Source organism: Halococcus sp. IIIV-5B (genome assembly GCF_003602035.1).
Lineage (GTDB): Archaea > Halobacteriota > Halobacteria > Halobacteriales > Halococcaceae > Halococcus > Halococcus salsus.
Window position 1 is genome coordinate 144,872 of sequence record NZ_QZWE01000002.1, and the last position, 23,862, is coordinate 168,733.

24 protein-coding genes are annotated in these 23,862 nt (G+C 49.4%); 12 read left to right on the forward strand and 12 right to left on the reverse strand.

What is annotated here, in order from left to right; genetic code table 11:
- Window positions 1-70 precede the first annotated feature (70 nt).
- The 3 genes from D3261_RS02675 to D3261_RS19560 form a co-directional block, all read right to left on the reverse strand.
- On the reverse strand, window positions 71-358 hold the full coding sequence (locus D3261_RS02675; protein ID WP_120068551.1) for a helix-turn-helix domain-containing protein: 288 nt from the start codon (window positions 356-358) through the stop codon (window positions 71-73).
- 102 nt (window positions 359-460) lie between these two features.
- Window positions 461-748, reverse strand: coding sequence for a hypothetical protein (locus D3261_RS19555; protein WP_147464885.1), 288 nt, complete (start codon window positions 746-748; stop codon window positions 461-463).
- A 94-nt stretch (window positions 749-842) separates the two neighbouring features.
- Window positions 843-1,037, reverse strand: a complete 195-nt coding sequence (locus D3261_RS19560) for a hypothetical protein (RefSeq protein WP_147464886.1) — start codon at window positions 1,035-1,037, stop codon at window positions 843-845.
- A 129-nt stretch (window positions 1,038-1,166) separates the two neighbouring features.
- On the opposite strand from D3261_RS19560, the gene D3261_RS02685 reads away from it, so the two are divergent.
- A complete protein-coding gene (locus D3261_RS02685; RefSeq protein WP_158589329.1) occupies window positions 1,167-1,997 on the forward strand; it encodes a DUF4365 domain-containing protein in 831 nt (276 codons plus the stop codon).
- A 1,021-nt stretch (window positions 1,998-3,018) separates the two neighbouring features.
- Here D3261_RS02685 and D3261_RS02690 read toward each other — a convergent pair.
- On the reverse strand, window positions 3,019-4,020 hold the full coding sequence (locus tag D3261_RS02690) for a Cdc6/Cdc18 family protein (protein ID WP_120068559.1): 1,002 nt from the start codon (window positions 4,018-4,020) through the stop codon (window positions 3,019-3,021).
- Window positions 4,021-4,162: 142 nt separating this feature from the next.
- Between D3261_RS02690 and D3261_RS02695 the strand changes: the two genes are divergently transcribed.
- On the forward strand, window positions 4,163-5,146 hold the full coding sequence (locus D3261_RS02695; RefSeq protein WP_147464887.1) for a DUF2971 domain-containing protein: 984 nt from the start codon (window positions 4,163-4,165) through the stop codon (window positions 5,144-5,146).
- 166 nt (window positions 5,147-5,312) lie between these two features.
- On the opposite strand, the gene D3261_RS02700 is transcribed toward D3261_RS02695, so the two are convergent.
- Complete coding sequence (locus tag D3261_RS02700; RefSeq protein WP_120068564.1) at window positions 5,313-5,561, reverse strand: hypothetical protein; 249 nt, start codon at window positions 5,559-5,561, stop codon at window positions 5,313-5,315.
- 263 nt (window positions 5,562-5,824) lie between these two features.
- Between D3261_RS02700 and D3261_RS02705 the strand changes: the two genes are divergently transcribed.
- Window positions 5,825-6,214: a hypothetical protein gene (locus D3261_RS02705; protein ID WP_147464888.1), complete on the forward strand. Its 390-nt coding sequence runs from the start codon at window positions 5,825-5,827 to the stop codon at window positions 6,212-6,214.
- Window positions 6,215-6,273: 59 nt separating this feature from the next.
- Here D3261_RS02705 and D3261_RS20270 read toward each other — a convergent pair whose 3' ends face one another.
- Window positions 6,274-6,636, reverse strand: a complete 363-nt coding sequence (locus D3261_RS20270) for a hypothetical protein (protein WP_199693888.1) — start codon at window positions 6,634-6,636, stop codon at window positions 6,274-6,276.
- Window positions 6,637-7,248: 612 nt separating this feature from the next.
- On the opposite strand from D3261_RS20270, the gene D3261_RS02720 reads away from it, so the two are divergent.
- Both D3261_RS02720 and D3261_RS02725 read left to right on the forward strand, forming a co-directional pair.
- The gene (locus D3261_RS02720) at window positions 7,249-7,569 is read left to right on the forward strand and encodes a hypothetical protein (protein ID WP_158589330.1); all 321 of its coding nucleotides are present in this window, start codon (window positions 7,249-7,251) and stop codon (window positions 7,567-7,569) included.
- Window positions 7,566-7,850, forward strand: coding sequence for a hypothetical protein (locus D3261_RS02725; protein ID WP_120068574.1), 285 nt, complete (start codon window positions 7,566-7,568; stop codon window positions 7,848-7,850). The genes D3261_RS02720 and D3261_RS02725 overlap by 4 nt, the downstream gene beginning before the upstream one ends.
- 327 nt (window positions 7,851-8,177) lie before the next feature.
- Here D3261_RS02725 and D3261_RS02730 read toward each other — a convergent pair whose 3' ends face one another.
- The 3 genes from D3261_RS02730 to D3261_RS02745 all read right to left on the reverse strand — a co-directional run bounded on the left by D3261_RS02730 (window position 8,178) and on the right by D3261_RS02745 (window position 11,789).
- Window positions 8,178-9,071: a hypothetical protein gene (locus tag D3261_RS02730; RefSeq protein ID WP_120068577.1), complete on the reverse strand. Its 894-nt coding sequence runs from the start codon at window positions 9,069-9,071 to the stop codon at window positions 8,178-8,180.
- Between the two features lie 955 nt (window positions 9,072-10,026).
- The gene (locus D3261_RS02740; protein WP_120068579.1) at window positions 10,027-10,854 is read right to left on the reverse strand and encodes an ABC transporter permease subunit; all 828 of its coding nucleotides are present in this window, start codon (window positions 10,852-10,854) and stop codon (window positions 10,027-10,029) included.
- Complete coding sequence (locus D3261_RS02745; protein ID WP_120068582.1) at window positions 10,851-11,789, reverse strand: ABC transporter ATP-binding protein; 939 nt, start codon at window positions 11,787-11,789, stop codon at window positions 10,851-10,853. The genes D3261_RS02740 and D3261_RS02745 overlap by 4 nt, the downstream gene beginning before the upstream one ends.
- A gap of 338 nt (window positions 11,790-12,127) precedes the next feature.
- On the opposite strand from D3261_RS02745, the gene D3261_RS02750 reads away from it, so the two are divergent.
- Window positions 12,128-12,475 (forward strand): helix-turn-helix domain-containing protein, encoded by a 348-nt coding sequence (locus tag D3261_RS02750; protein WP_120068585.1) that lies wholly within the window; start codon window positions 12,128-12,130, stop codon window positions 12,473-12,475.
- Window positions 12,472-12,789: a hypothetical protein gene (locus D3261_RS19565; RefSeq protein ID WP_147464889.1), complete on the forward strand. Its 318-nt coding sequence runs from the start codon at window positions 12,472-12,474 to the stop codon at window positions 12,787-12,789. Before D3261_RS02750 ends, D3261_RS19565 begins: the two co-directional genes overlap by 4 nt.
- Before the next feature lie 1,019 nt (window positions 12,790-13,808).
- Here the strand turns inward: D3261_RS19565 and D3261_RS19570 are convergent.
- Window positions 13,809-14,456 carry a hypothetical protein gene (locus tag D3261_RS19570; protein WP_147464890.1) on the reverse strand — a complete coding sequence of 216 codons (648 nt, stop codon included), beginning with the start codon at window positions 14,454-14,456 and terminating at the stop codon, window positions 13,809-13,811.
- A gap of 185 nt (window positions 14,457-14,641) precedes the next feature.
- Here D3261_RS19570 and D3261_RS02760 point away from each other — a divergent pair, with 185 nt between their 5' ends.
- The gene (locus D3261_RS02760) at window positions 14,642-15,730 is read left to right on the forward strand and encodes an NAD(P)/FAD-dependent oxidoreductase (RefSeq protein WP_120068590.1); all 1,089 of its coding nucleotides are present in this window, start codon (window positions 14,642-14,644) and stop codon (window positions 15,728-15,730) included.
- 284 nt (window positions 15,731-16,014) lie between these two features.
- Here D3261_RS02760 and D3261_RS02765 read toward each other — a convergent pair whose 3' ends face one another.
- Complete coding sequence (locus D3261_RS02765) at window positions 16,015-16,806, reverse strand: winged helix-turn-helix domain-containing protein (protein ID WP_120068593.1); 792 nt, start codon at window positions 16,804-16,806, stop codon at window positions 16,015-16,017.
- 313 nt (window positions 16,807-17,119) lie between these two features.
- On the opposite strand from D3261_RS02765, the gene D3261_RS02770 reads away from it, so the two are divergent.
- The 4 genes from D3261_RS02770 to D3261_RS02785 all read left to right on the forward strand — a co-directional run bounded on the left by D3261_RS02770 (window position 17,120) and on the right by D3261_RS02785 (window position 22,430).
- Window positions 17,120-17,878, forward strand: coding sequence for a hypothetical protein (locus D3261_RS02770; RefSeq protein ID WP_233553842.1), 759 nt, complete (start codon window positions 17,120-17,122; stop codon window positions 17,876-17,878).
- 593 nt (window positions 17,879-18,471) lie between these two features.
- Complete coding sequence (locus D3261_RS02775; RefSeq protein ID WP_120068596.1) at window positions 18,472-19,560, forward strand: lysylphosphatidylglycerol synthase transmembrane domain-containing protein; 1,089 nt, start codon at window positions 18,472-18,474, stop codon at window positions 19,558-19,560.
- Window positions 19,557-21,224: a DUF3604 domain-containing protein gene (locus tag D3261_RS02780; protein WP_233553843.1), complete on the forward strand. Its 1,668-nt coding sequence runs from the start codon at window positions 19,557-19,559 to the stop codon at window positions 21,222-21,224. The genes D3261_RS02775 and D3261_RS02780 overlap by 4 nt, the downstream gene beginning before the upstream one ends.
- A 372-nt stretch (window positions 21,225-21,596) precedes the next feature.
- Complete coding sequence (locus D3261_RS02785; RefSeq protein ID WP_120068600.1) at window positions 21,597-22,430, forward strand: winged helix-turn-helix domain-containing protein; 834 nt, start codon at window positions 21,597-21,599, stop codon at window positions 22,428-22,430.
- 629 nt (window positions 22,431-23,059) lie between these two features.
- On the opposite strand, the gene D3261_RS02790 is transcribed toward D3261_RS02785, so the two are convergent.
- Window positions 23,060-23,803: a halocin C8-like domain-containing protein gene (locus D3261_RS02790; RefSeq protein ID WP_158589332.1), complete on the reverse strand. Its 744-nt coding sequence runs from the start codon at window positions 23,801-23,803 to the stop codon at window positions 23,060-23,062.
- Between the last annotated feature and the right edge of the window lie 59 nt (window positions 23,804-23,862).

Sequence of the window (23,862 nt, forward strand, 5' to 3'; positions counted from 1 at the left end):
AGTGAAACTTGTTCAGTAGGTAGCCGGGAACTCCAATTCTATGACCTATGTTCTCGTATCGAATGACTTCCTATATCTGCCCTTCAGTATCAGAATAGAGCTCTTTCCGCTCCAAGATGCTTGATAGAGTTCGTCGCGGGATTCCTGTGTGGCGAGAGGCCTTCCGAACGCTCCAATTTAGCTCGTCGACTGCCTCGATCGCTCTTCGTGCGGCACCGAAGTTCTCGTTGGGGACGAGGTAGACATTGTCGGTCCCAAACCCGTAAGGGGGTCGCCCGATGTGCTTCCCGGCCTTCTTAGCAATTCGGTGAGCTTCGAGCCCCTGCTCTCGATACAGATCCTTCTCTATTCCAACCACCTGTAAGAGTGCACTTCTAAGAAGGTTCGGTCCCGGGTCCCCCTGTCCCCTTGCTGTGCAATTCCAATGTCGTCCTTGAGAACATACAACCCGCTGCCGGCGTCAACAATCTCGCTGACAATAGTGTGCAACTCCCGCATATTTTGGGCTATCTGGAAAAACTGACCACACAATTACGTGTTCCACGTGCTCTTCGCGAAGCAGCTCCAGAAAGTCGCGGTGACTACTACGCTCTGTATTTTCATCTGCCAGCCGACCTTCAACGACCGAAACATCCTCTGGGTGGACCTCAAGGTCCTCGATCGCGTACTCCCAGAGCGTCTCCCGCTGCTGGTCGAGGTCCTGATCAGCAGTAGTTTGGTGAATGTAGATGAGTGCCGACTCAGCCATGGTCTACCCGAGTAGTTGTATTTTCAGGCCGTATACCCATCGGGGTCTTGGATGTCGCTTGAAGGCAGAAGTGGTCGATTACCGGGGAGGAAAATCAGTCCGAGCTAGAGCTCGGATCGGCCATCTTCACCAGAGCACTGGTCCGCTCACCGAGTGTGTGGTCCGTGAGGAGGTGTTCTCTGAGCTCCTCCACTAGCATTCGGTGTTCAGGCTCACCATCGATGGGGCACACACATTCAGGCGCGAATTCTGTTCTCTCTCTCTCTCTCTCTCTCTCTCTCTCTCTCACCAATCGTAGATTAGGTCGACATTGTATAAAACCAGCAAAAGCGGTTGATTTCAGTCTCCTGAGTCTTCTGTGTTGTTCGAGATTCCTATGACCCTTTTGCCTCTGCACCTACTAACTGTGCATATCTCAATGACTAACCACGAACGCGAGCCCCGAGGTCATTCACCGACCGATGAAGCGGAGAGGGCAAGCACCTCTCTTCTGGAATATCACATGGTGGGGTCGGGACTGAAACCCGAGATAGAGAGAAACGACAAATCGCCGAGCGAAGACGGATTCATACATGTGTCTGAGGGCGGCTCACCGCTCGGAAGAGTCGTCGTTCAAGTGAAAACTATACACGACGCGAAGCAGGGTTCACCCAAACACCAAACTGACGTTCGGACGCTGTTCTACAAGTACATTCGAGAGGAGCCTTTCATTCTGATCGGGGTTGACACAGACGCCAATAGCGCCTACTGGCAGCATATTACGAAAGAATACATTCGCTCGCTGGATATCAGACTGGATCAAGAGTCAAAGGTCGTCCATTTCCCCGAGGAAAACGAGATGATAGGGAATATGGCGCGGACAGCCACGGAATTCCGGAAGATAATCAAGAAAAATCGAGCAAAGTACCCTGTCAAAAGGATTGGCGAGACCCACAGGGCGGTTAAAAGTCTCATTGATTTAGGTCAGCATGATCGTGCAGTAGGAGTGATTCGGAGTGAGATAGACGACGCTACGAAAAATGTACTTAGAATCCATGAAATAGATTTCCCCCATTTCTACAAGTTGAGGGGACTGCTCAAGTTCCATGGTTTAGCAGACGGTCGCCGTGGCAAGGTGTATCGTTCTATCACTGATCTTGACCACGACCATCCCCGAGACGTGAATTTAGACGTGGTGAAATGGGCTGAGAAACACGGTATAAGCCTACTCAGCCACTTGTACAATCAGCAATTCCGACGTGACATTTGACACAGCCGTCGCGCGAGTGTGTCATCATGTGATTAGAAGTCAGTCAGACCCCCCGCAGACTCCTACAGGCGCATCCCGCGAGCGCCGATATCTCCGCGAATTATCCATTTCTTGCTGGCGTCCGCCAGCGTTTCGACGGACCACCTGAAGGTTTCTTCAGACAGCCCGAGACCGGCTGCGGCGGTCAGGGCTCCAGTAGCACCGGCAGTGAGCAACGTCCGTCGTCTAATTGATAGTGTCGGCGTTCGACTCTGGTCACTCATTAGCGTCTATGAAGGGGATTCTTCGGCATCCGATTTAACAGCTGGTTATGAATAACGAAATCATATTCACATAGACTGGTATGCCACAAAGCATATTCCGGTATTGATTGAGAATTAGAGGTAGATGACATTATTTCGCCGCCGATTCTGTGCTATCGCGCTCTCAACTGGTGGTATCTCTGTTGCTGGCTGCCTCAACGGCAACTCACAGACGAACAGTCCGGGCCAAACTGAGACCCAAAGTGCGACGAATGCAGAGCGAAAAGAGACGGCGAGTCGGACTGAAGCCCAGAGTCCAGCGAATACAGCGGGCGAAACCACTGCTACCAGAACGTCCGGCACTACACTCTCCCTAACGAATACGACGGCCAGTCCTGGTGAAAGCGGAGATCTCACTATCGAAGCGAGGAACATCAAATGGTTGGAACTGCCAAATCCATTCGACGGGCTTGACCCTACTACCACTGATACCGACCGTGGTAAACCGGTCCTTGATTTTGAGGGAATGACTGCGAATCCACATATCGAAATGGTTCTCCAAAGCTATCCACCAGAACTGCAATGGTCTTCGGTACAGAGACGCGTAACCGTCGAAATTCCGTATCGAGTTCCAGAAAAGTCGCCTGCGCGAGAGTACCCGTACACAGTGGCTGCGTCTAAGAGTGTATCTGGGGGGACCGAAACTGCGACCAAGTCGGCTTCATTCGTCGTTGCTCAGGAATAGCGTGCAGAGGCGAGATTCAAGCTCTGACTTCCTACTAGACTAGCGAATAGGTCCGACCGCGGCCCTTTCCGTGCTTCTCGATCAGGTTATAATGAGCGAGTTTCGTGAGGTGATTCCGGACGGTACGCTCGGCCCGTGGCTCTGCAACGCGCTCGTTGTACTCGGCGTAGAGCAGATTCGGTGCGACGCCATCGTTCTCGCGAATGATCTCATAAAGCACCTTCTGATGGGGCGTAAGTTGGTCGATGTTTTTGTCTTTCACCTCCTGACGGCCTCTCGGAATGGCCGCCTCGACGGTCTCATCCGGGATGGTCTCGACGTCATCCTGCTCGGCCTCCCGCGCGGCACTCCGCAGGATTCCGATCGCAACGCGCGCATCGCCAGCAGCGGCATCAGCGATCCACTCCAGCTGCTTGCGGCTTAGTACATCCTCATCGAGTCCCCAGCGCACGCGGTCTTCCAGAATCGATACGAGTTCGTTGAGTTCGTACTTCTCGAAGCGAATTCGGGTGGCGGCATGAAGACGTGAAACCAGACGATTGTCCAACCGCGCGAAGAGCTCCTCCTCGCGGTTCGCGATGAGGATCATCGAGATTCCAACTGTCCTATAGAGGTCATAGAGGAGGTCGTCGTCGTGAAGCTGGTCCACCTCGTCAAGGATCACCACGAACTCTGGACCGTCGTAGGTCGCGAGTCGTTCAAGAAGAGCGTCGGTCGGGGTTGATTGGCGGTGGATATCTGCCGTCGAACCAATCCCTTCCAGAATCCGATAGAGAGCGCGAAAACGAGTGTAGTCCTGCCAGCAGTTTACGTACTGGTAGTTGAGATCGATCACGGCCTCACGGAGCCGGGCAAGTGCATACCGGGCGAGACACGTTTTCCCGGCCCCCGAAGGCCCAAATAGAAACGCGGTCTCAGCGGGCTCGTTCGCGGTAACAGGGGCAAGCGCTCGACTGAGCGCGTTCATTTCATGATCGCGATGCTCGACCTCTCGTGGGATGAATTCGTCCTGAAGAACGCGAGCATCCTGAATCATACCTCAGGATGTTCCTACGCGCCAGTATAAACGGAGGGGGCAAGCTTCCACTTCTTCCAGAACTCTCGTTTTCACCAGCTTGTCACTAAACGACCTGCACTGACTCCCAACACCTAAATTTCGAGATAGACTTTCCCTTGATATGAACGAAAGTGAAACCAAAGAAGACCGCCGGAAGGTACTTCGCGAGCGTGTGAAGGATCTGGAAAATGCTCCAGTCGACAATGAGACGGTACGACGCACTCGCCGAGTCATGTCCGCCGAGCTTGACCAATTCGACGACCCTGTCGTGGATGCGTCTCCGGACCTAGCTGATGAGACCCTGATACGGCACTATGTATCAGTGTCTCAGTTTTTGTCTATTGTTGAGGGCGAGCACCTCTGGCTCAGTTCGGTAGGTGGTTTTACTGACTCGTTGGAAGGGGCGGCTACGGATATGGGTAAAGACGCCTTCGATGATATGGATGAGCTGATCGATGAAGCAAAGCAAAGAGAAATGGCGGACGAGACCACAGAAGCGCTACTTGACGAAGCCTCTGCTGAGAACGTGTTCAATCTGCGGAAGACGATACGCAACCATTGCTTAGTCAATTGCTGGCGTTTAGGCGAGGATGCAGAGTCGTACAAGGAATCAGCAGTCTTCTGGAATAGCTATGTGCCCGGCGGAATCGGTGTTGCAATTGAGTCGCGGGTAGGGAAGCTCAAAGACCTTTTTGAACAGCACATCGAAACAGAACATGCCAGTTTGACTCCCTCCGTGGGCCCCATCGGAATGGTAGGAGAAGTCTCGTATATCGACTTTGAGTCAGCGTACGATCTGGCTGGGCATCCAGCCAGGCTTCTCTGTAAGCACGACGGATTTGCAGAAGAGAGGGAATATCGCTTGATCGTGAATTCAATTGGGCCCGATGAAAGAGCCAAAGCAATGGTCGGAGCAAATGTCGATGCCCCTTTTGGCGAGTATATGTATGTCGACCCAGCACAGCTAATAGACAAAGTGTACGTCGCCCCGAACGCCCCCCAGCATCTGATGGAGAGTATAAAGAGCATCTTGGGCGACCGTTCGGGATTCGATAGCGACTCAGTGCAGTGGTCTGAATTATATCGGGACGATCCGACCTACTGAGTTAATCAAGCGCTCAGGAGAGCAACCATCTCAGAATCCTGAATATGAGCACGTATCCGGTTTGAAGCTACATTGGCGACAACTTCTGGAAGGCCGTAGTGGTGGTAGTCAGTGGACTATCCGTACTTCTGCTCAGCAGCCAAGCATTGTACAGTTCGTTGGCGCATCATTTTCGAACGTTCACGCTGCACTCGACGCGGTATTCGACGTCGACTATATTTGTGCTTAGTATCTCAGCGAGGTCTTCGGTCATGTCCTCGTGTTCGCCAGCCTTCGCGAGCGCTGGGAGCATTTGACGGGTGAACTCAGCACTTGCTTCGACTGCTCCGACCCGGGTGTTTTCATTGAGCAGGTCAGCGATGTCGTCGACGAGGTCCTCACGGTAGGCGAATTTGCCATCAATCCGTATTCGCATGATTCGCTCGTACACACGAGACTCTCAAAGCAATTCTGCTCGGGTTGCTAACCCGGTTGTCGTCTTGCTTTTGGCGTGCGCTCGTCTGACGCCTTTCGGAGAGTGGACATGAACTGAAGGGCTGACCTGGCGAATATACACAGGAACGTACATCTCGTGTGTATATTCAGGATCGTGCTGCTCTCGACGCGCGACCCCGTGGAAAGGTAAGCAGTGTATTTCCCGGGGGAAGATTCAGGGAGGCGGATATACTAGTCACAATTATGGAGCTAAAGGACCCGGATTTGGAGGCCAGAGCGGCTCTCGATCACGCGAGAAATTGCAGTTACAGCGCTTCGTATAACGGGAACTACATCCGATGCGATATGTATACTAAGAGGGATGACTCCCCTCGATTGAGGAGTGTTTTGGTAGCTGTCTATCCTGAACCGATTGAAAAAATTCCTCAATACCCGGATGATAGCGCGGGAGACTCGGTGCTCGCGTCGTGGACTATAGATATAGAAAGCGGAGATGATGTCCAGTCGGAGGTAGCGCGGGGAATTGGAGCGGCTAAGCAGTTTATTGACGAAAAGGAATACTCAACCGATAAAATGATAGAAGATATCAGAGCTGGGTTCGACGAAGTGCTACCCGGTGACCACACAGAGTAGTCGTCGGTCAAAGGCGCTGCTCCGGGCCGGACCGCGTCATTAGTTCACTACAGAATCGGCTAGTCAGCGTTGTCGTGCGAGTCTTCTGAACCTGTCAGAGGGCCGTGCCCTCCATACCCGATGATCGCTGCCTCTTCCGTCGGTGCGATCTCGAACTCCTCAGCTCCTCGATCGATCTCCTCGGGGGTAGCCCCAGTCGCTTCTGCGAGGACTTCGCTAAGCTCCTCGGACGAGATGCTTTCCTCTTCGATGGGAGCTTTACGACTCATATCTGCTGATACCTGATCCATGCTCATAAGCCTGTGTGTCGGTCTACCTCCATCTGGAGACCAGTGTGGGGGGCTGCTGGGCGGGTGGCGCTCCTCGAAGACATCGATGAAGTAGTCTGCCTCATTGCGGAGGTACTCATCGCACGCTTTCACGACAATTCCTCGATTAACCGGAAGCGGGCTATGTCGAATTTGGAGCTTCACTGTCCGCTTTGTTCGCCGAGCAACGTCGACGTGAAGCCCCTCTTGATAGACATCATGCCCATGATTTGGTGTTTCGTTATGATCCATCCGAGCGATTTCCGTCCACTCAACAGGATTAGTTGAGGTTCGGTAGTGGAGAAGGAGAAGAAATCGTGGGATACGTCCTTGGCTGCGATCGAAGCCGATGGTGAGGTGACAGTCCGACCGGCGACAGGAGCGGTGATATGCGACATCGTAACCTGACGGGCGCGAAGGGGACGTCATTGTTTGCCCCTGAAACCAGCTAAGAGCAACATAAACATCGACAGTCCGTTGTCACTCATTGCAAACGACCTCTCGAAGCTCCTCGCCTAGAGACACATGCGAATCTAGAGCTGGGGGATCGTCATCGAGCCGCTCGATCTTGTTCCGAACCCGGGAGACCACGACTCCATAGTATTTCTCAGTCACATCCTCCCCGTCGCTTAGCAGAATCTCGCGCTCTCGTTTTCGGGACGGCGCAATCGTCGAGGTGTCCGGCCACGAGGTCGACCCGACCGGCGACGTGCCACGAAAACGCCCATGACGACAGAAACAGAGATCCCGAGGACCGCAGATGAATGGCGTGAGCAATTCAACCCAGCGACGACCCTCTCACCCGAAGAAGTAGGCCGTGCGATGGGGACGCTGAGCAGTGACGGGTTTGAGCAGATGAACCAGATGGCCGAAGGCGAGAATGATATTGAGACCGCCGACCGAGTGCTCGTCTCACTCGACGCCGAGCTGGCCGAGCGGGTCGAGCAACGTGCCTGGGAGTGCGAGCGCGGCCCCGAAGCGGTGATCGACGCGTTCGTCAAGCACGGATTTCTCCCTCACGAGGAGCTTATGGACAGTTGCCAATGAGAGATGCAGAATCGACCATCGAGACGTCTGAGGAACAGGACTTGCTCGATAGTGCCGCCGACATACCGCCGGGGTCGACGGTTGAGCGGTCGGAAGACGGCGCGATCACGATCATTGGGACGCCGGAAGGCCAGATGCTCATTGAAGTTGACGAAGACACCGAGCTCGGCGATCAACTCGAAGAGATCGCCGCCTATGAAGGCATGACCGGGAGCGAGGCACTTCATGACGTTATCACTGAGTTTGCCGACAGCGGCGGTGAACCGACCGACTGGCCATAGTAGTAGAATCAAGTGAGCACGCTAGACAATTCCATACACCCTCACGGGTTTGATAGAATCTGCTGCAGTCTAATACACAAAAGGGGTGGGGAAAACGCGGTCAAACTATGGTCGCTCTATAAACGCACTGTTTCCACTAGGTTTATGATAGGCCAGTGCCTGCCTACATCAGAAGACAATGGACATCAACAGGACCGTCCGTAGACTGGAACGGCGGTACAGCCTCTCTGGTGGAGACTACTACCGGGAAGTCGGCCGGTCGAACGCGCATCTCCAAGATTAAACCGGCTTTTTCTTTTGCGGTTGCTTAACGACACAGCGATAGCGCTATCTTGATGCTCGCTCTGCGAGTAGCGATGCGAACTCCTCTTGGTTGAGGCCTTCTATGTTGCTGAGCTCAGGCGCCCCGCCCCGTTTTGCCACTTCTTCTGCGAATTCAGTACACAATTCCTCATGCTCCATAGCGTAGAATTCCCACGCTTTGGTGTGATTCATATCAAGTTCCCAGTCTTCGATATCTACAGTAATACCTCCTTTCCGAGAAACTGTTTTGCAGCCACGACTTCGAAGCGCATTGAATCGTACGTTGTTTCGTCGAACGGTCAAAATTCGCTTCGATTGGCGAATATATGGGTCAACCCACTCTCGCCACTCGAATTCCGTGGTATGGGTTTGCGGCATCGAAAAATCCGCCTCTCTATTGAGAGCGCAGAATTCCAGATAGATCTCTAGCATAGATATGCTGCACCGATGGTTTGCATTTGGAAGAAGATGTTTCAATATGAAATTGGACATCAATTGTCCCGCTGTCTTCGTTGCTGTCCCTTCCCAGTCGACCTCGTTGAGCGTATCTGGAATACGCTCTAATTCAATTTTCTTGTAGACCTCTAGTCCATCGCCGTCCTCGGCCTCTTCTTCCAAAACACCTTCATAGATATACAACAGTCGGACTGCCACTGGCCAAACTGTGTCTCCCATCCTATCGATGATGGCCTCAACTTCTTCGTCGGTCGTTTCGAGGTCATCCGTAGTACCTGAAACTCCCGTGTGGGTGTATATCCCGTAAACCGGGCCTTCTGCGAATGAGTAGCCGATTGCTTTCACCTCGTCTTCATCGTATTGTTCGTATCTTGGGAGAAACGATTCGTATTCTAACCCAGCATATTCTAATGAGTATCGTTTGTCAATTGGGTGATGGTAGTATGCATGCTCATGGGGCATCTCAGAGAAACCTAAAACAGTACACAACGTAATTTTGTCGCCTTTAGTGGCTACGTTTACCAACTCGTGAGCGTCAATGTCCTTGGTGCAGTCTCACTCACTGTACTGGAACAGCAATCTGAGGTCATCTCCGTTCGATTTGAGCCAGATGCGATCCCAAAAACGGTACCTCGTTGCTGGGGTTGACCCACGGCGTGTTGTTCCACCGACTGGACCTGACTCGCCACAGCTCGAAGTCCATTAGAAACTAACACCACCCAACGACGAATTCAGAATCGACTACGCGGATCCTAATTCGAGATTTCACTGTGGCTGGCATCAAGATGAAGACCACGATAGTCCCGGTGCTGCACACTTCTAGTATCAGACGGCTTCTATGGAAATCCCACATCGCGAAGGTGCCGAGTTTGAGGTGGAGTCTCCGCCGAGACTTCTTTGGGAGTACTGTGACACCCTCTTTGAGACTGTAATTCCAGATCGTACGACAGAATTCTGATTATACCCTCACTGAGCCAGCAAATGGTACCACTCATCCTCAAGTAGGTTGCCTCCTACTCTCCTTATCCTACATTCTCTGTATATATTACCCACGAACGCGTCGCAGGGGGTACAATAGTTGTAATACGAACAGTTCGACGCTCTCCAGAGTCTAAATTGATTCGTTGGGTCTTCTGTCCAACTGTCCGCCCCTTGCCCAATTCCCTTGCTCGGAACTTGATAGTAACATCTGTCACGCTATCAGAGAGAGGTCCGTTCCGAAGGTCGATGACGAAGGTTGTCTCACCGGAGAGTGGGCCTTTTCGATTCCAATCTACAACTTCTGCCCCACCTTCGATAAATGGGACGCTGTTACATCCCGCGAGCAAACCCGCTAGGACGGCTCCTCCGCTACGAAGAAGAGAACGTCGTCTGAATGAGGATTCTTTTTGATCTGAAGATGCAGGATGATGTTGGCTCATCCAAGATCCTCCCGGTTGAATCGCCAATACCCTATTACAACTGGCAATACAATCCACACGACCAACATAGTGATCCCAAACATATCGACTGGCGGGACGGGGGCACCGGTTTCAAAAATTTGTGAAAATGAGTACGACCCACCTTTGAATGCCTGTGTCGGATTCAATCGCTGGAAGTAAAGGTACCATGCTGGTTCGGTAGCTATCTCGACCGGTTGAAGCGATTCGGTTGATGCACTCCCAGTAAAAGCGTACGCGGCAAGCGGTAAGATGAGGACCTCCCAGAAGACGTTACATAGCGCATAGATTCCGACGGCACCTGCCATTGCCCGAAACTGCGTGGAAACTATTGATGAGAGGCCCACGCCGATACCAACCCATGAGAGCCCGTACAGCAGCAAGAATATCCCGGTCCCAATGAAGGCTCTGGGGTCAAGCCCACCATATACGAATCGGACGACCGCACCAGAGCAAAGAATAGCAACGACTGCCGCCGCTACGAACACTACTGAGCGTCCGAGAACTTTCCCGAGTACCGCATCGCCGCGAGTACTTGGTAGTCCGAGAAGAATGCGGAGGCTTCCTGATTCCCGCTCCCCCACGACTGCTTTATAACCCACGACGAGCCCGACTAACGGGATAAGCGGCATGAAATAAATGGCAAGACTTCGTGTCGCTTGTGGGACCGTCATACTTAGCGCCGTCAACGAGAGAATCTGTGGCACCGTTACAATCACGAAGACACCTACCAGCAACCATACGAGACGGGACCGAAGTGCGTCGACGACTTCTTTCCTTGCAATCGTTATGGCTCGTGTATTCATGCTCGAATTTCTCGCTTATATTCTTCACTTCGATCACAATTTTTGGTGTATTTTGCAAAGATATCCTCAAGTGTGCTATCTTCGATAGAGATGTCTTGAACCGCCACATCTGCTGCTTCTACAGATGCAATAATCGCTGCCTTCATGTTGGGATCAGAGCATTCAACCCGAATGGTAGAATCTTTGCAATGAACGTCAGTCACTCCATCTAATTTGGCAAGCGAATGGCATTGCGGAATTCTATCAACCAAGAATACAAGCGTTGAAACGCTACCACTCGCTGCCTGAAGGCCGTCGACAGTGTCTACTGTGAGTAGATTCCCGTCCCGCATTATCCCGACTCGGTCACAAACTGCTTCTACTTGCCCAAGAATATGGCTCGAAAAGAAAGTTGTCACTCCCTGTTCTCGTTCTGTGCAGATGATATCACGCATCATTTGTGCACCGTTTGGATCCAGCCCCGACGAAGGTTCGTCAAGAATGAGCAGATCAGGAGAGCCAACGAGGGCTATCGCCAATGCAAGCCGCTGTCGCATTCCTTTCGAGAATCCACCAACACGCATGGTTGCGTCGTCAAGTAGGCCTACCCGCTCAAGCAATACTTCAGGATCATTATCACACCGTTTCATCTGAGCAGCGAAGACAATGTGTTGGCGGGCACTCAACCGATCGTAAAGGCCGTAAGTGTCAGGTAAGACTCCAATCCGTTCGCGGAACTCACGTGGATTTTGACGGGGCTCCTCACCGAAGACCTTGACGACGCCACCAGTTGGGCGAGTAAAGTCGAGGAGCATGTCGATGGTTGTGGACTTTCCAGCGCCATTCGGTCCAAGGAAGCCAAATATTTCACCATCCCTTACAGAGAGCTCAAGGTCATCTACCGCGGTGATGTCACCGTAGCGCTTCGTGAGACCCCTCATCTCTATAGTGGTCATTGCTGCTGCTCCTGGAGTATTCCGAGCTGATCGGTGTAAGGTATCATCAGATGAATACGTGGCCAAAGCCGTTCGGAGATAGCTTGAACGGGATATGCTGTCGAATATCTCACCTTTGATTGGTTGACTGTTGGTTGGTGTCGTCTCGATTGAGGGCAACTCGGATACATGAGTCACCTGAGCTTACTATGTAGGCGATGATAAGCCGGCACGTACGTTTTCTGACTTGGAAAGTCTACCACTTGATTTTATAGTTAACCACTGGACATACCGAAGTAACGTGGTTTCCACACGCAGAGGTCCATCAGAAAATACAGCAAGGGAGGTCTGGTCTATCGATGACCGCAGGCAGTGACCTCGACGAGATTACCGACCTACTCGACGATCCTTACGCGCGCGATATTCTCGCTGAAACGAGTAAGGAACCCCTCTCAGCAAAGATGTTGACCCAGCGATGTGAAGCGTCATTGCCGACAATATATCGGCGTATCGATCGGCTCCAAGACCACGATTTGCTTGCAGCTCACCAGCAGATTGACCCAGGAGGTCATCACTACAAAACCTACCAAGCACGCCTCAAACGCGTTGTCATCAGCCTCGACAGCGGCACCTACACCGTCGAGATCAACCGAACGGAGCAAGGTGCGGCGGATCGTTTCTCTGACCTTGTGGAGGGCTTACGATGACTGCTGGAAGCGTGATTGTGCAGATTAGTTGGGGTGATACATCTCTTGTATTGACGAGTTTTATCAGCTTACTCGTTGCAGTCATACTTTCATTTACTATTGCAGCAAGAGCCATTCGAAGTTATAGAACGACCCGTAATCGGGGAATCGCGTTATTAGCACTCGGGATAGTACTACTGAGCGGCATTCCGGTTATAGTTAATATAATCCTATCAACAGTAACAACAATGCCATGGTGGGTGGTGGCGATGACGATAGACTTGATTCGTCTCGCTGGCCTTCTCATCATCCTTGTAACCATCTATGACAGCTAACACCCGGCTAAATGACAACGAGACGTACAGCAACTCCCTCACCAACTGGTACTACGTACCGGATACTTGCAGGGGTGGATCTAATGATTGGTACTAAGACTCTACTTGGAGTTAGTATTTCAGGGACAGCGCCCCTTGTCACGTCGGCCCTTCTAGCAATAGTGGGCCTATTTGTGGCGTACCAGGGTTACCGCGGTCACAGGCGAAACGGGAACCGAACGCTGTTATTCCTCGCTGTTGGGATCATATTCCTAACGACTGTCCCGTTCGTCATGCAGGCCTTTCTTGGAGAGATTGCTGGAACGAATGCTAAAAGAGTAATTATCAACCAGATAACGACAATTATTGGGCTTTGTATCGTTCTTTATGGATTCATCAGCAACAGTCGCGAAAAGGAGGCTTCAAGCTAATGAGCGAATCAAACGACCAGTCTACGAGCCGTAACCTATCGTTCATGAACAGTATCCGGAGACTGCTATTTGGTGTGAACCTCCGACAATCTATATGGATCTGTATCATTGGTATCCTTGGTACTATTGGTGTAGTTGTTTTCATCAAAGTTGGCGTAATACAGTATACCCCGACTGGTGTCGGGACGAGTGGGCAGATAGCTTTGGAATCAGCTTCATATTCTCGATTGGTGACATTGCTAATCGATACCTACACCGGTGAGACCAATCAAGTACTGTTTATCATTGTGCCACCCGCTCTCTTAATCGGAGCGATCATCAGCGCGTATCTAAATGAAGGTCTAGTTCCCGTAGCCATGTTGGTTATGGGCCCGATATTCGGATTTTTCATCAACCGTGTTGGAATGCCTACGGTTCCGGGGTTGGATCCCGAACCCTTACCACTCACTGAGGGGATTATATTTGCGCTTACCGGTACCCTACTTTACGGTATACCGCTAGTATTACTGGGATTTTTCATCGGACTACTCTGCCGGCGAATTGGTACACGGTTATCGTCAGAGGTGCAAAGTAACACTTAAATAACGTATGTCTAACCTTACAAAGAGGTCAGCAACCGCAGCTGGATAAATTGCGGCACTTACCGTTTGTACGACGCTGACAGACTGTCTTCCGGAAATTACGTAGTGCGCAGAGCGGAGCGCTGGTACAAACACATCCACCGCATGCTTGTATGGTGACGTCGCTTTCGTGAACTTCCGGTTCGTAGTCGTTGGCCTCAGTGTAGAGAATACGCTTCGTGCCACCCTCCGTAGTGAATACCCCTACAGGTGAGCCTTCACTCGGAAGATTGATACTCAGGTCTCCACTGGCAAGTGTATCACTGAATTCGAACTGGCCCTCTTTTGCTCCGTTAACTCTGTACTTTCCCACGCCATCGGGTGAATCTGACGACTGTGCACTTGATGGGAAAGCATCCGCTGAAGCTTCGGGGATGTAGCCTTCACGTACGAATGCTTTTAGCAGGTCCTCCCCACGTTCGTCGAGTTCCTTCTGAGCAGCTCTCACATCAACAGGCATTACTTGGACATCAGTAACACCCCCCTCTTGAGAATCGCTTGATGTTGCCGCCCCGATACCAGTGAGGCCAACTGTCGCGCTGCCCGCCACGCCGAGTGTTTTAACGAAGCGGCGTCGGTTGAATGATTTTTCATCGCTCGATTCCCGTTCGTCTTTGCCGAAGTGGTCTCCCAACATCGCAGGTAAAGTGAGAGTGGCCAATGTAATACTCTCAACTACACAGAAATATAATTCGAGTGAGTAGGACGGCTGTGAACAATCATTGAGTCATCTCTGATAAATTGTTCACTACTGGAATGTCCATCATCTATACTTGCGATATATGGTTTTATAAACACATCCATCTACGATGAAGTACTAACATGGATTGTCGTTACGATGTGCATAGAGATGTAGTAATAATTGGCGGTGGACAATCTGGACTGGCAACCGGGTATTATCTCACCCAACGAAACATCGAATATGTCATCTTGGAGGCTAGCGGCCGTGTCGGTGATTCGTGGCGACACCGGTGGGACTCTCTACGGCTCTTCACGCAGGCGAAGAACAGTAGTCTACCGGGAATGAGGTTTCCCTCCAACCCCGAGAGCTATCCGACGAAAGACGAGGTAGCCAACTATCTTGAATCCTATGTCTCCTGTTTCAGTCTCCCGGTGCGCCTTGATACTAGGGTGAAGGGCGTCGACCGCGCCGGTGAAAGGTATCGGGTCGAAACGGATGATGGTGTATACCACGCTAAACAGGTAATAATCGCTACTGGCCCCTTTCTTGATCCGTCGCGACCCACATTTTCTGAAGATATAGGTGACGCTATTGATGATTATCACTCTTCTGAATATATGAATCCAAGTCATTTCGAAACTGATGGTGATATTCTAGTAGTAGGGGCTGGGAATGCAGGAACGGAGATCGCCCTTGAACTGGCATGTACAGGGCGTCGAACTCTACTAGCTGGTCCAAGTGTAGGATATGTTCCAATGCGCGTGTTCAATAGCCGATTTTTCTGGTGGCTTGCTACGAACCTGCTCACGGCCGAAAACGTAGTCTGCCGCATGATAGAAAACTATAGTCGGTCGCACGGCGACCCCCTAGTACGATACTCGGAAAGCACTGCAAAACAGGCAAACGTTGAGCGCGTTGGCCGAGTTACTGGTGTAGAAGCAGGCTATCCGGTGATCGAGAGCGGACAGCGCCTCAACGTGTCGGGTGTAGTATGGGCAACTGGCTTTGATCTGAATTATGAATGGCTTAATATACCCGGCTTAGAAATCGATAGCGACGGTTATCCAATCCATGACCGCGGTATCGTCCCTGGTGAACTTGGACTCTATTTTGTTGGTTTACCCTACCAAACAACGCTCGTGTCGGCTTCTCTCGGTGGGGTGGGTGTCGATGCCGACCGCATTGCATCGACAGTAGCGCAGCGCCTCTCACCACACACCGACTTTTAAACCCTAAGGCGACTCCCATCAAATTGTGAATTTCCATTTATAATACTGAAAATATAAATTCTACAGCAAAGATTTGATAATAGTTGGTATATCGACAAATCCATCAAAATGCCAAATCTAGATCTGGTATAAGCCCTTTCTCTACTATTTTCCGGGTATCTACTGCTCTAATCTGACTCACTAAGTAGAAGAAGATTGCAGGTGCTGTCGAGTAGAATTATCTATCCTGTTCGATGCTCTCTTCCTACATCGCGACGGCTCCAAATAAAGCTAGAAAGTGTCTATTATTCTGCAATGATACCTTTTGTACTCGTATTTGTAGCAAGACCACGGTATCTCTCATACTCACTTTCTGCCCAGTCTATGGCTTCTGGAGAGTCATTCATTATCATACCACTTACACCCCCTTCGTTGTATGTTGTAATCCCCGCGGTTGTTTCTTTATCAGTATCCATAAGCCACAGAGCATACGGAAGGTCAGCACTGGTCGTAAGGATCTCAAGCATTCCATCGTTGACGAGTTTTATTAGCTTAGCACGATCTAGCTCTAGTATTGAGTCCAAAGCATCATTCTTGGCAACTATCTCAACAGAAAGACCGTTAGTCGTCGCACATTCATGAATAATAGTGATATAAACCATCATACCAACAGGAGCGAGACCGCGTAATCGCGTCGCGGTCTTGAGAATACGGATTGATGGTTCAATCACGTTTTCAGGCGCTACAGGGTCGGCTGTTCGAACATGTGCACCCTGGAGAAATGAGGTATCGAGCGGTGTAGACCGCGACAATTGAGCGAGTATCTCTTGCGATTCATTTAAAGCGGTCACATTGTCTTGGAATTTACGATACCACTCAGACGACAGCTCTCCAAGCAATGTGGTGTAATATTCATTTTCCCGTCGTTCAATACAACCAGCTGTTTCTAATTCGGTGATGGCCCTATCAACCGTTGATCGGGAAGCTTGGACCTCTTCTGTGAGGCCAGGCTTCGCTCGTGGTTGGTTGTTGATGGCACAGAGTAGCTCGCCTCGTTGGTAGACTGTTTTTTCTAGCGAAGAGGTATTCATGCCCATTCTATATGATCATTAGAGGGTGAATATAAAATCTTGTGGTCACTACTGCTTCTACTATTAACAACAATCCAGTCGAATCCAAAACTAGAGCCTTGATGCACTGTCGTCGAAGATGCTGGGGGTACAGTGTCAGTCTTCGTAGATGGAGGAAGAAGTCAATGTTGGGTGAATGCCCGGCCTTGAGTACTATATCGATAGCTGATGTGAAGCTCTCGGCTTTCGTAGGGTGCAATCGATGAGCCTAGCCGACCGAGTACGACAGCCGGAATATACCGGCGAGAACCGTTGTATTCCCTGCACAATCGTCAACGTAGTGATAGCGGCTATCATCAGTACTGCTACTGCTGTAATCTCAACCATCGCTGGTGTTGGAGTATTTGCCCTGAGTCTAGCCGCAATTTATCTGCGTGGGTATCTTGTGCCAGGCACGCCAATACTCACAAAGCGATATCTTCCTGACCGTGTTCTACGGTGGTTTGATAAGGAACCTGCCCCGTCACTTGAAAGAAATAATGACAATATTGAAGTAAGTACTGAAGATGTGTTGGTCTCTGCTAGGGCGGTGGAGCCATGCGCTAGCGAAACGGATCTCTGCCTTACCTCTGGGTTCCGGAAATCATGGCAAAATAAGATTCAAGGCCTCGCGAAAGAAGATATCAATCAGCAGCAACTCAAATCAATTCTTTCGATACGATCGGACCAAAATAACCTTTCCACCGAGGAAATTGGCGAAGGGATCGTGGCATATTACGACGATACAGTGATTTCTCAGTGGAGCTCTAACGCTGCAATTACTGCAGATATAGCTGCCGGAGCTGAACTCGATGTGCGGTTGCCCGGAGAGATTAAAATGAATCCCGCTGAAATGGCAAGGGTTCTGATGAGTCTACGTGTTTTCATAGAGCGGTGCCCCCAATGTGGGGGTGAGGTCACCGTCGATCAAGAGGTCGTGGAATCATGTTGCCGTTCTTATGATGTGATAGCTTCCACCTGCCGGGAATGCGACACTCGCCTCTTCGAGCTGGAGTGGGATGAGAGGACAACTTCTTCTTCTGAGGGGGCCTCAGCTTAAGTCTTTGAGACAGCAGATCTGAGATTTTACAGATTGAAAGGAAAGCTGACGTTTGGCCGCAATAGAGTCCTGTACTGTCTGAGCCTGCTCAATTTCACCTTCTCTCACTACAGTGAATGGGCCTGCGTAACTATTCAAACTGGCTATTAAACTCACAAATAGCAACGGTAGTGTCCGGATATATTGTTCAATACCAAACAAGTACCACTCAAAGCACAGCTATTGTTCTGAAAGAACTTGGTAATTTACACAAAGATGGGGGGAACGGTGACCCTTGTCACTATTAAGGATCAATGGGTACTGATTCTGATTCGGAATATTACAATATATTCTGAGTGACGGCTTTCTGGGCTGGAAAGTGTGCTCTCCGGTTTACCTTTCCAGAAGGTGTCGGATACGATGTAGTATGCATACAGTTCGTCATAACTCATCCAGCACGAAGCGTTTGGAATCTCCAGCTCAGACACTAGCTCGGTCAAAGAGAGTTGACCATATCTCGTCGTTTTGTGATGGATATGTATCTAGTATCAAACTGGACAATAGAGAACAACGCGATGGTAGCATGAAGATCGTTCTGTACTATCTATGTGTGAATGATCTGGTTAACGCTGTTTCAGATAGGTGCTTGTATGGAGACATTTGAATACCCTCGTATCCGTGCGGTTGCCCTTAGCGTTGTTATTGCTCTGTGTACCCTTGGGATCGGTATTCATCTTGTAGGGGCTGAGAGCATCTCTCAAGCAATATCATCTGTTTCTACTACCTTACTTGGGATGATCATACTCATCTCTCTCGGTTGGCTTGCCGCGTGGAGTCTCTCTTTTCGCTCTATTCTTGAGACACTTGACGTTCAAGACCTGGGATTGAAAACCGGATTAGTTTTTCTGATGACAATGTTCGCCGATTATCTCACACCATCCGCACAAGCCGGTTCAGTTCCTATTGGTGGATTGCTTGTGTCTCGAGCGACTGGCGTCGGATACACTACAGGTATGACAGCGGTTGCGACGTTTGGCATTCTCAATATCGTCCCATCTATGGTAATGATTGCCGCTAGTGCAACGTACCTTGCTCTAACCACAACGCTTGATCCAGAGCTGAAGTTCGCGGTGTTGTTGCTTCTCAGCCTGATGACTGGACTTGGCTTGGTTGGCTTGATTGGGTGGCGGTACCGCTATCGACTTGGAACGGTTGTGATTCCGCTCCTTGCGGCTTTCATTCGCCAAGTCAATCGTTTACTCCCTACTTCCTACTCTATCGATCCCAGACTTATCGACCGATACACTGGGAATATTACTAAGAAGATCGAGCGTATTGGGTGGAATCGACAGCAACTTATAGATTCACTGTGCTTTTCTGCGCTTGGTTGGCTCATTCTGTCAGCCGTGTTTTGGGCATCACTCTACTCAGTGGGTAATTCAGTACCGGTTGCTGTACCACTCTTAGTTGTTCCACTTTCAATGACAGGCAACGTTTTGCCGCTGCCGGGTGGTGTCGGTGGCGTCGAAGCACTGCTTGTTGCGCTCACGATCGGGACAGCTTCCATTTCGATACCAAGTGCGACTGCTGCAGTCTTGATTTACCGTGTTATGACGTTTGGGTTAGCACTCCTTTTAGGTGGGTTAGCAACTGCTCTGCTCGAGTTTCATATAAGAAACCCTTCTCTGGAGGATTCACTATGAATCTCCTCAATATACTAAATAACGGCCGAAAATCTGCTTATTCATTTTTACAGGGAATGCCATCTCTCCAACAGCTCGTAAAAAGTCGCGATAATAAATTCGCAGATACTCACTGTATCCTCCCATCGACTATGACTATTGGCGAGACAGCCGACATGACCATATTGGTATGGGATCATTACGAACGATTAGTTCGTGATTTCGAGGGTACATTTACTATAGAATGTACGGATCCAGCTGTATCGGTACCAGACCAGGTACGCTTCGCTGCCAGTAACAATGGTATTGTGACTATTCAAGATATCTCATTTGAAAGCACAGGAATTCACTACATTCGACTTACAAATATTCATACTGGAGAAATTGCTGTGAGTAATCCAGTCAAAGTCACAGATGAACCACCCGAATACCGGCTCTACTGGGGCGATATCCACTTCCATTCGAGACTATCTGATGGTGTCGGTAGTATCGAGAAAGGGTTCCGATATGCTAGAGACGTTATGCAGCTCGATGTAGTGGCTTGCACCGACCATGATACGATGGGCTTTTTCATTCCGCCTAAGCTCCAACGTCGACGAATGCATCGTCGATATTTTCAACAGACGAAAGACGCCGTCACTGCATATCATGACCCTGATTCATTCGTCACGCTCCTCGGCTATGAATGGACAAAACAGCCGAATTCCGGGGGGCATATCAATGTTTATTTCAACACTATAAAAAATGCAGAGTTATTCGATTCACAGACTGTTGGTACAGATACATACGAAGGACTCTGGAGACAACTTCGTCAATGGAAACAGCAAACTGGTAATGATGTTCTGACGATCCCTCACCATAGCGCAGAAGCAATGTACCCTTTTGACTTTTCGAGGGTAGAATATGACGACGAAATGGCACCATTAGTTGAGGTCTATTCGCAATGGGGTAGCAGTGAGTACCCTGGCTCAGAAGGCAATACGCTCCCCATCGGAGGTATTGGCCAGGGAGAAATAGACCGTTCTGGATACTATGCACAAGATGCGCTCCAACTCGGGTATAAGATCGGACTAATGGCATCTTCGGATATCCACGGTCCGTGGCCGGGTCATTCGTTTATTCATGTACCACCTCATCTCCCACGACTCTCTGAGATATTACGTGATGGTATTGGTTGGGGATTCATCTGGCGTATTTGGGATGAGAAGAGCTATCCTGGTGGATTAGTTGCATTCTATGCTCCTGAACTTACGCGAGACGCGATTTTCCGAAGCCTAAAAAATCGCCAAGTGTATGGAACGACTCAACCCCACCGAATGATACTTTCACTTGCAGTTAATGGTGTCCAACTTCGTCAAGGGATCAGTCAGGTTACAGTCAACTCGTCTTCTGTAGAACGATGTGTCTCAGTGGGTGTTGCTGGAACGGCACCCCTTGAACAAGTGGAAGTAATCAAAAACAACAAGCCATGGAGAATATATAGCAACCCTGTTGATGATGTTTTTGACTTCGGAAAATACACGATGGAGCGAGAGTACATCGACCAAGATGATATTAACGAGATAATTCAGAATTCCTCTATGTCAGCCGATGACTTCTACTATATCCGTGCCACACAAGCGGATGGCGGAGTTGGATGGGCGGGTCCGATTTGGGTTTCAGTATCAAAATCCAGAAAAATCTGAAGTATTCCGACCTGAAGTCAAAGAAATGCGTACTGTTGTAGAACATTCGGGGTGAATTGGAGATAAGAGTACTCTCACGAGATCGGGTTTGAATGACTATCTCTTGTATATAAATAGTACCAGAGAGTTTCGTCCTCGGAAAGTGTACTCTCTGGCTTATCATATTCGCAACAATCTGATCTGATGAAGCATGGATTCGACTCAGAACATCGTGCGTCAAGGTTTGACTCGATCAAAGCCGGGGCCCGAAGCGACACAACACGGGTTGAACAATTATCAAAATCAGTTAACGGCTACCAGTAATGGGATGAGATGCGGTGATCCAGCATTGGTTAGTCCTCAAATAGCACCAAACACTACTAGATATTTACTATGATTTACGCAGAAAATATGTGTGATACAATACGATACCTTTCAAACTCTCCGCAAAGAGTCGACATCCTGAATATGCTTACAGAGGAGAGAATGGATGTCCGTGACATCACAAAGCAACTGGAGAGTCCACGGTCTACGGTTCAGCGAAATGTATCGATTTTAGAAGAGAAAGACTGGCTCAGGAGCATAGGATCAGAATACACTGCCACAACCACGGGAATGTTTCTTTGCGAGGAATTTGTATCTATGATTCGTACTGTAGATACGATTGATCGGATAGCTCCGTTTTTGGAGGCAGTAGACGATCCCGATGAGATTGATGTTGAACAGCTTAACGATATGGATATAACAACTCCACAGCCAGGACATCCACACCTTCCAACAGACAAGTTGTTTGAAACTCTTACAGAGTGTGGTCAGGTTCAGGGGTTACTACCAACCGTTTCATCATTGTCTGTTCGTTTGTTCCAAAATATGGAAGGTGATGCTCCCTCGAAGAGTGAGTATATCTTATCACCAAGGGGGGTTAACACTCTTTATAGACACTTAGCGACAGAGGAAAATGAAAACCCAGTGCTTGAATTCCCCACCAATCTAAAGTTCTGGTACTATAAATCAGAGTTACCTTATGGACTATTCCTCACAGAAGACACAGTCGTTTTTGTTGCATATGATGATCTTGGGAAGATGCAAGCAACTCTCCAATCGAGTTACAAGCAGACGTATTCCTGGGGACGAGGTATTTATGAGAAATATGAAAAAACTTCTCAGCGGTTAGAAAAGAGCCAAGTAGTAAAGAAAGTCAATGAAACCACGAATGTGGATGAGTGATCATATGTTTGAAATCTATTTCGCGTCAAATAAACTAAACTGTGTTAGAAATCATCTGGAATCTTCAAATGAATCTGGTGAATATGATGAAATTATTGTATATCTCCGAGAGATCTACAGTCAATTATTTAATAGCTTATCTGCAGTGAGTGATCCTCATCTCACGTCGCATGGCTTTGGAAAAGATATAATATGCAAGAAGGGTGGGTACTTGTGAATCTTATAAAGCTGATTGCGCAATTGATTTCGGGAATCGTAGGATTTGCCGCACTCGCTGTATTTCTCGTAATCGGGCTTAATATATACGAGAGTGGACAATGGGTTCCTCTTGAGATCGGTGTAGTCGCTGTTGCAGGAATTATAGCTCTCGTATCACTGCGAATTCTGAGCAGGCTTTAGTTATTAACCAAGAGAATCTAAAATTGTTTTAACTGTCTCTTATCGGACTATGAGTGAAACGACGAAACCGACTACTGCTACAAGCGCCGCTGTAGTCGCAACATCTTCTATGGCGGCTCCTCTAACCAAGAGATCAATTGCTACCCAACCTATTGCCAGGGCAATCGCGATTGTGATTGATTTTCGAACGCTTACCATAATTTAGGTGTTAAATGTGAATGGTTACTAGCTCAGCAAATACCAGATCGGTTGCAAATGTTGAATCTTCTGCAAGCTCGGTTGATGTTGCCACCGTATCGTCGGCAGAGTTCACTGACAACAGCAGCACATGCAATGCTGCCAACTGTACCGAATCCTGCAATAGCACAGATCGTTGCGCCTCCGAGACTACAGCCTCTGTTACAAAGAACAGTTGACACATCCCGGCAAATACCGCATCTACTGACTTGTACAGTCACATCCTCAGAGGAGCCGGACTCTACTTCTATCTGCCCATTATTGATAGTAAATAGCTTGATATCGATGTGGTCTTTTCTCTGGTCCGTAACAGATGCTCCCGCATCAAACAACGAATCGTCTTTTAACGTTACAACGAGATCGACGTTGTCTGGCGCTTCTTCTGAGTCTCGTTTTGGGGTGGGAAAAAATGAAACCGCCTGATATGGATTGCCGTATTGGTCAGTACTCTCAAGCACTTCAGACTCAGAAACGTCAATGTGACAGTCGTATTCTTCTTGTAGCTTAGCGTATAGTTGCTTGTACTGATGCGTACCCTTTGCAATAGCAATTGCCTTTTCTTTTCTGCTACCACTAAGCGCCTCCAAATCAATTTCTTCATCTGAATTGACGTCTTCCGCTGATGCGGTACCGAGACCAGCAATACCGACTACGCCCGCACCCATCATTCGTATGATGTTCCGTCGATTGGGTTTCCCTATACTATCGTTCTCACCAGTGCTGTTGTCTTTCGACATTGCGTTTTGGTCTACACGGGGCCTTTTCTTTACATTAACTACTAGTCTAGTAATTAAGC

What these genes read in the sequence shown, in the direction of transcription:
- D3261_RS19555 (WP_147464885.1), bottom strand. Translation starts at nt 748, where the DNA reads ATGGCTGAGTCGGCACTCATCTACATTCACCAAACTACTGCTGATCAG.
- D3261_RS02685 (WP_158589329.1), top strand. Translation starts at nt 1,167, where the DNA reads ATGACTAACCACGAACGCGAGCCCCGAGGTCATTCACCGACCGATGAA.
- D3261_RS02690 (WP_120068559.1), bottom strand. Translation starts at nt 4,020, where the DNA reads ATGATTCAGGATGCTCGCGTTCTTCAGGACGAATTCATCCCACGAGAG.
- D3261_RS02695 (WP_147464887.1), top strand. Translation starts at nt 4,163, where the DNA reads ATGAACGAAAGTGAAACCAAAGAAGACCGCCGGAAGGTACTTCGCGAG.
- D3261_RS02700 (WP_120068564.1), bottom strand. Translation starts at nt 5,561, where the DNA reads ATGCGAATACGGATTGATGGCAAATTCGCCTACCGTGAGGACCTCGTC.
- D3261_RS02705 (WP_147464888.1), top strand. Translation starts at nt 5,825, where the DNA reads ATGGAGCTAAAGGACCCGGATTTGGAGGCCAGAGCGGCTCTCGATCAC.
- D3261_RS02720 (WP_158589330.1), top strand. Translation starts at nt 7,249, where the DNA reads ATGACGACAGAAACAGAGATCCCGAGGACCGCAGATGAATGGCGTGAG.
- D3261_RS02725 (WP_120068574.1), top strand. Translation starts at nt 7,566, where the DNA reads ATGAGAGATGCAGAATCGACCATCGAGACGTCTGAGGAACAGGACTTG.
- D3261_RS02730 (WP_120068577.1), bottom strand. Translation starts at nt 9,071, where the DNA reads ATGCCCCATGAGCATGCATACTACCATCACCCAATTGACAAACGATAC.
- D3261_RS02740 (WP_120068579.1), bottom strand. Translation starts at nt 10,854, where the DNA reads ATGAATACACGAGCCATAACGATTGCAAGGAAAGAAGTCGTCGACGCA.
- D3261_RS02745 (WP_120068582.1), bottom strand. Translation starts at nt 11,789, where the DNA reads ATGACCACTATAGAGATGAGGGGTCTCACGAAGCGCTACGGTGACATC.
- D3261_RS02750 (WP_120068585.1), top strand. Translation starts at nt 12,128, where the DNA reads ATGACCGCAGGCAGTGACCTCGACGAGATTACCGACCTACTCGACGAT.
- D3261_RS19565 (WP_147464889.1), top strand. Translation starts at nt 12,472, where the DNA reads ATGACTGCTGGAAGCGTGATTGTGCAGATTAGTTGGGGTGATACATCT.
- D3261_RS19570 (WP_147464890.1), bottom strand. Translation starts at nt 14,456, where the DNA reads ATGTTGGGAGACCACTTCGGCAAAGACGAACGGGAATCGAGCGATGAA.
- D3261_RS02760 (WP_120068590.1), top strand. Translation starts at nt 14,642, where the DNA reads ATGGATTGTCGTTACGATGTGCATAGAGATGTAGTAATAATTGGCGGT.
- D3261_RS02765 (WP_120068593.1), bottom strand. Translation starts at nt 16,806, where the DNA reads ATGGGCATGAATACCTCTTCGCTAGAAAAAACAGTCTACCAACGAGGC.
- D3261_RS02775 (WP_120068596.1), top strand. Translation starts at nt 18,472, where the DNA reads ATGATCTGGTTAACGCTGTTTCAGATAGGTGCTTGTATGGAGACATTT.
- D3261_RS02780 (WP_233553843.1), top strand. Translation starts at nt 19,557, where the DNA reads ATGAATCTCCTCAATATACTAAATAACGGCCGAAAATCTGCTTATTCA.
- D3261_RS02785 (WP_120068600.1), top strand. Translation starts at nt 21,597, where the DNA reads ATGATTTACGCAGAAAATATGTGTGATACAATACGATACCTTTCAAAC.
- D3261_RS02790 (WP_158589332.1), bottom strand. Translation starts at nt 23,803, where the DNA reads ATGTCGAAAGACAACAGCACTGGTGAGAACGATAGTATAGGGAAACCC.